At 63.1% G+C, this 5,063-nt stretch carries 7 protein-coding genes; all 7 read right to left on the reverse strand.

The annotated features are described in order from the left end of the window. Positions 1–603, reverse strand: a 603-nt coding sequence (gene atpG, locus AC1D2K_RS29540; protein ID WP_478093358.1) for an ATP synthase F1 subunit gamma, incomplete at its 3' end; no start/stop codon positions are given. Positions 604–627: 24 nt separating this feature from the next. Further along, positions 628–2,181 (reverse strand): F0F1 ATP synthase subunit alpha, encoded by a 1,554-nt coding sequence (gene atpA, locus AC1D2K_RS29545; protein WP_478093360.1) that lies wholly within the window; start codon positions 2,179–2,181, stop codon positions 628–630. 38 nt (positions 2,182–2,219) lie between these two features. Further along, positions 2,220–2,750 carry a F0F1 ATP synthase subunit delta gene (locus AC1D2K_RS29550; RefSeq protein WP_478093362.1) on the reverse strand — a complete coding sequence of 177 codons (531 nt, stop codon included), beginning with the start codon at positions 2,748–2,750 and terminating at the stop codon, positions 2,220–2,222. Between the two features lie 7 nt (positions 2,751–2,757). Continuing rightward, positions 2,758–3,228, reverse strand: a complete 471-nt coding sequence (locus tag AC1D2K_RS29555; protein WP_442281892.1) for a F0F1 ATP synthase subunit B — start codon at positions 3,226–3,228, stop codon at positions 2,758–2,760. 80 nt (positions 3,229–3,308) lie between these two features. Next, positions 3,309–3,572 (reverse strand): F0F1 ATP synthase subunit C, encoded by a 264-nt coding sequence (gene atpE, locus AC1D2K_RS29560; protein WP_019657641.1) that lies wholly within the window; start codon positions 3,570–3,572, stop codon positions 3,309–3,311. 54 nt (positions 3,573–3,626) lie between these two features. Further along, positions 3,627–4,496 (reverse strand): F0F1 ATP synthase subunit A, encoded by an 870-nt coding sequence (gene atpB / locus AC1D2K_RS29565; protein WP_478093364.1) that lies wholly within the window; start codon positions 4,494–4,496, stop codon positions 3,627–3,629. Between the two features lie 12 nt (positions 4,497–4,508). Further along, a complete protein-coding gene (locus tag AC1D2K_RS29570; RefSeq protein ID WP_478093366.1) occupies positions 4,509–5,000 on the reverse strand; it encodes an ATP synthase subunit I in 492 nt (163 codons plus the stop codon). Positions 5,001–5,063 lie beyond the last annotated feature (63 nt).

A 5,063-nucleotide genomic window follows, 5' to 3' on the forward strand; every position in this document is an offset into this window, starting at 1 on the left:
GCCCGACTCGGTGCGCAGCGTGTCAGCGGCCAGCGGCAGCAATTGCTCCACCACCGGCTCTTGCTTGATGGTGTTGATGAACTTGGTGTAGCAGAGATGCACGGCCGAGATCTTGCCTTCGGCGTAGGCGTCGAGCAGCGCCTTGACCGGCCCGATGAGCTTGTCGAGGTGCGGCGTGTCGCCGAGCTGCGTGACGTGCGAGACGACACGGGCGCCGATGCGGTTCAGGAAGCCCAGGCCCTTGCTGCCAATGGCGACCGAGTCGATCGCCTGGCCGGCGCCTTGCGCCTCGCGCATCTTGGCGGTCACGGCGCGCAGCAGGTTGGTGTTCAAGCCGCCGCACAGGCCCTTGTCGCTGGTCACGACGATGAACCCGATCGCCTTGGCCTCGCTCGTCTTCATGAAGGCGTGCGTGTATTCCGGATTCGCCTGGCCGAGGTTGGCCGCGATGTCGCGGATCTTCTCGCTGTAGGGGCGGGCCGCGCGCATGCGTTCCTGCGCCTTGCGCATCTTGGAAACCGAGACCATTTCCATGGCCTTGGTGATCTTCCTGGTGTTCTCCACCGATTTGATCTTGCCGCGGATTTCCTTACCAGCTGCCATGAGCGTTCCTTCCTTGGTCGTCGATCAGGCGAACGACTTCTTGAACGCGGCAACCGCCGTGTTCAGTTCGGCTTCCGAATCCTTGTCGAGCGCCTTGGACTGCTCGATCTTCTCGAGCAGCGCGCCATGGCTGGACTTCAGGAACTGGTGCAGGCCGTGTTCGAAGGACAGGATCTTCTTGATCTCGATGTCGTCCATGTAGCCCTTGTTGACCGCGAACAGCGAGGCCCCCATCAGCGAGATGGGCAGCGGGCTGTACTGGGCCTGCTTGAGCAGTTCGGTGACGCGCGCGCCGCGGTCGAGCTGCTTGCGGGTCGCTTCGTCGAGGTCGGAGGCGAACTGCGCGAACGCAGCCAGTTCACGGTACTGCGCCAGGTCGGTACGGATACCGCCCGACTGGCCCTTGACGATCTTCGTCTGTGCCGACGAACCCACGCGCGACACCGAGATACCGGCGTTGATGGCGGGGCGGATACCGGCATTGAACAGGTTGGTTTCCAGGAAGATCTGGCCGTCGGTGATCGAGATCACGTTGGTCGGCACGAAGGCGGACACGTCGCCGGCCTGCGTCTCGATGATCGGCAGCGCGGTCAGCGAGCCGGTCTTGCCCTTGACTTCACCCTTGGTGAAGGCTTCGACGTAGTCGGCGTTGACGCGGGCTGCGCGTTCGAGCAGGCGGCTGTGGAGATAGAACACGTCGCCGGGGTAGGCTTCGCGGCCTGGCGGACGGCGCAGCAGCAGCGAGACCTGGCGGTAGGCCACGGCTTGCTTGGACAGGTCGTCATAGACGATCAGCGCATCTTGCCCGCGGTCGCGGAAGTACTCGCCCATCGTGCAGCCCGAGTAGGCGCTGACGTATTGCATGGCGGCCGATTCCGAAGCGGAGGCGGCGACCACGATCGTGTATTCCATCGCGCCGGCTTGTTCCAGCGAACGCACCACGTTCTTGATCGACGAAGCCTTCTGGCCGATCGCGACGTAGACGCAGGTCATGTTCTGACCCTTCTGGTTGATGATCGCGTCGATCGCCACGGCGGTCTTGCCGGTCTGGCGGTCGCCGATGATCAGCTCGCGCTGGCCACGGCCGATCGGCACCATCGAGTCGATGGCCTTCAGGCCGGTCTGCATGGGCTGGTCGACCGACTGGCGGGCGATCACGCCCGGGGCGACCTTTTCGATCACGTCGGTCATCTTGGCGTTGACCGGACCCTTGCCGTCGATCGGCTGGCCCAGTGCGTTGACCACGCGGCCGATGAGTTCGGGGCCGACCGGCACTTCCAGGATGCGGCCCGTGCACTTGACGGTGTCGCCTTCGGAGATGTGCTCGTACTCGCCCAGGATCACGGCGCCGACCGAGTCGCGCTCGAGGTTCAGCGCGAGGCCGAACGACGGCGTGCCGTCGGCCGACGGCGGGAACTCGAGCATTTCGCCCTGCATCGCATCCGACAGGCCGTGCACGCGCACGATGCCGTCGGTCACCGACACCACGGTGCCTTCGTTGCGGATGTTCGCGCTGACGCCGAGGCCCTCGATGCGGCTCTTGATCAGTTCGGAAATTTCTGCGGGATTGAGTTGCATGACTCTTTCCTTCTTTCTTTGTAAGGGGCTGGCGGCCTTCAGGCTGCCAGCGCAACTTTCATTTGTTCAAGGCGCGCTTTGACGGAGGTGTCGAGCACTTCGTCACCGACCACCACACGAATGCCGCCGATCAGCGACGGGTCCTGCTGGACCGTGAACTGCAGCTTGCGGCCGAAACGCTTTTCGAGCGCGGCGGAGATGTTGCCCAGGGCGGCGCCGTCGATCGGGAAGGCGCTGTACACCACGGCGTCCGACGTGCCGCTCTGCGCGCTGGCCAGCACGCGGAACTGCCTGGCGATCTCGGGCAGCGCGGTGAAGCGGCCGTTCTCGAGCAGCGCCATCAGGAAGTTGTTCGCGTGCGGCGGCAACGGCGAACCGTGCGCGCTGGCGACAACACCGAGCACCTGCTCGGGCGTGGCCTTGGGGTTGTCCGCGAACTGGAGCAACTCGGGATTGGCGGCGATGGCGGCGACGTTGTCGAGCCAGGCGCCGGTTCCGGCGAGGTCCGACGAGGACGCCTGGAACAGCGCTTCGGCGTAGGGACGTGCGATGGTGGCGAGTTCGGCCATGGCGTGATCAGAGTTCGGTCTGCAGGCGGGCCAGCAAATCGGCGTGGACGGCCGGATTCACTTCCTTGCGCAGGATCTGCTCGGCGCCCTTGACGGCCAGCGCGGCGACTTGCTCGCGCAGGGCCTCGCGCGCCTTCACGGCTTGCTGCTCGGCTTCGACACGGGCGGCCGCAACGATCTTGTTGCCCTCTTCCGTGGCGCGGCCCTTGGCCTCTTCAACGATGGCCTGCGCACGACGTTCGGCATCGGCAAGACGCTGGGCGGATTCGTTGCGCGCCTGGCCAAGTTCGACTTCCACGCGCTTGTTGGCGGCGGACAGTTCGCTCTTGGCACGGTCGGCGGCGGCGAGGCCATCGGCGATCTTCTGGGCACGATCGTCCAACGCCTTGGCGATCGGCGGCCACACAAACTTCATCGTGAACCCGACAAGAATCAGGAACACGATCATCTGGACGATCAGGGTACCGGTAATGCTCACTTTTCACCCTCTCTTTGGGAATGAATCCGAGGCCATTCAGCGCAGAACGACATGGGTTCGACGAGAAAGCCTGGACCCGATTACTTCGGCAGGTTGGCGATTTGCGAGAGGAACGGGTTGGCCGTTGCGAACCACAGCGCGATACCGGTACCGATAATGAACGCGGCGTCGATCAGACCAGCCAGCAGGAACATCTTGGTTTGCAGTTCGCCCATCAGCTCGGGTTGACGCGCAGCCGACTCGAGGTACTTGCTGCCCATGATGCCGATGCCGATACATGCGCCGACAGCGCCCAGACCGATGATCAGGCCGGCGGCCAATGCGACAAAGCTGATAACTTCCATGATGACTCCTAGAGGACTTTGGTTGAAGAGAAAAGAAAAAACGAAAACAGATGATCAGTGATGATCGTGCGCCTGGCCGATGTAGACCAGCGTCAGCATCATGAACACGAACGCTTGCAGCGTGATGATCAGGATGTGGAAGATGGCCCAGGCCGTGCCCGCGACGATGTGGCCGAGCGCCAGGAAGATGCCGGTGGCGGACAGCGTCCAGGCGCCGCCCATCAGGGCGATCAGCAGGAAGATCAGTTCGCCGGCATACATGTTGCCGAACAACCGCATGCCGTGCGAGACCGTCTTGGCGACGAACTCGATCATCTGCATGGCGAAGTTGAAGGGGTACAGCGCCCAGTGGTTGCCGAAGGGCGCCGTGAACAGCTCATGCACCCAGCCGCCCAGGCCCTTGATCTTGATGTTGTAGAAGATGCAGATCAGCAGCACCGACACCGACATGCCCATGGCCACCGAGAGGTCGGCGGTCGGCACGACGCGCAGGTAGGCATGCTCCGGGTCACCGCCGGCGATGCCGAAGATCTTCGCCCAGATGGCCGGGAACAGATCGACCGGGAACAGGTCCATCGCATTGAGCATGAAGATCCAGACGAAGATCGTCAGCGCCAGCGGGGCGACGAACTTGCGGCTCTGGGCGTTGTGGACGATGCCCTTGGCCTGCTCGTCGACGACCTCGATCAGGATCTCGACCGCGGCCTGGAAGCGGCCCGGAACGCCCGAGGTGGCCTTGCGGGCGGCCAGCCAGAGGATCCAGCAGCCGAGGATGCCGAGCAGGATCGAGAAAAAGAGCGAGTCGAAGTTGAAGACGGAGAGATCGGCTACACCTGCAGGCTTGGAGCTTTGCAGATGCGTCAAGTGGTGAACGATGTATTCACCAGCGGTCATACCGTGTTCCGCAGCGTTTTCAGCAGCCATCCGTTACTCGTCTCAAAGTTTCAGGCGCCTGGAGGCCAGCATCACTGCCACCCAAGCCGCCTTCATTGTCACCACCAAGCCCACCAGCATCGCCGGCCAGCTCAGCGCCGTAATCAGCCTTGGCGCGGCGATCAGCATCGCCACCGTCAAGGCCATCTTGACCATTTCCCACAAAAAGAACCCGAACACCGCAGTGCCCGGATTCAGGGACGCAAAGCGTCCGGTCAGCCCTCGTGCGAACACCGCAGCGGGAATGACCACTGCCAGCGCACCGTATCCGGCGGACCATCCCAGATTTTGCCTCCCGGTCAGGCCCCAGGCGGCCAATGCCACCAGCAAGCCCGCCACGACCTGAATCGCGATCACGCGCCACGGCGAGATCAACGGCTTCCTGTCGCGCAGCCGCTGGGCCTCCTCGGCAGTCAGCGGCTTGAAGTCGTCTTCCGGATCGTTGACATCCTCGGGGGCTTCCCTCGATGTGTTGCTGCGGGCGATTGTTTTCATTTCGAATGAAGCCCGGATGACGACCCAGAATTTCTACAAAGCCATTGATTATAAGTAAAAACC

This window comes from Variovorax sp. P1_H12_2, from assembly GCF_056405335.1.

Excerpts from the sequence above, each read along its gene's own strand:
- atpA (WP_478093360.1), bottom strand. The coding sequence starts at position 2,181 with ATGCAACTCAATCCCGCAGAAATTTCCGAACTGATCAAGAGCCGCATC.
- AC1D2K_RS29550 (WP_478093362.1), bottom strand. The coding sequence starts at position 2,750 with ATGGCCGAACTCGCCACCATCGCACGTCCCTACGCCGAAGCGCTGTTC.
- atpE (WP_019657641.1), bottom strand. The coding sequence starts at position 3,572 with ATGGAAGTTATCAGCTTTGTCGCATTGGCCGCCGGCCTGATCATCGGT.
- atpB (WP_478093364.1), bottom strand. The coding sequence starts at position 4,496 with ATGGCTGCTGAAAACGCTGCGGAACACGGTATGACCGCTGGTGAATAC.
- AC1D2K_RS29570 (WP_478093366.1), bottom strand. The coding sequence starts at position 5,000 with ATGAAAACAATCGCCCGCAGCAACACATCGAGGGAAGCCCCCGAGGAT.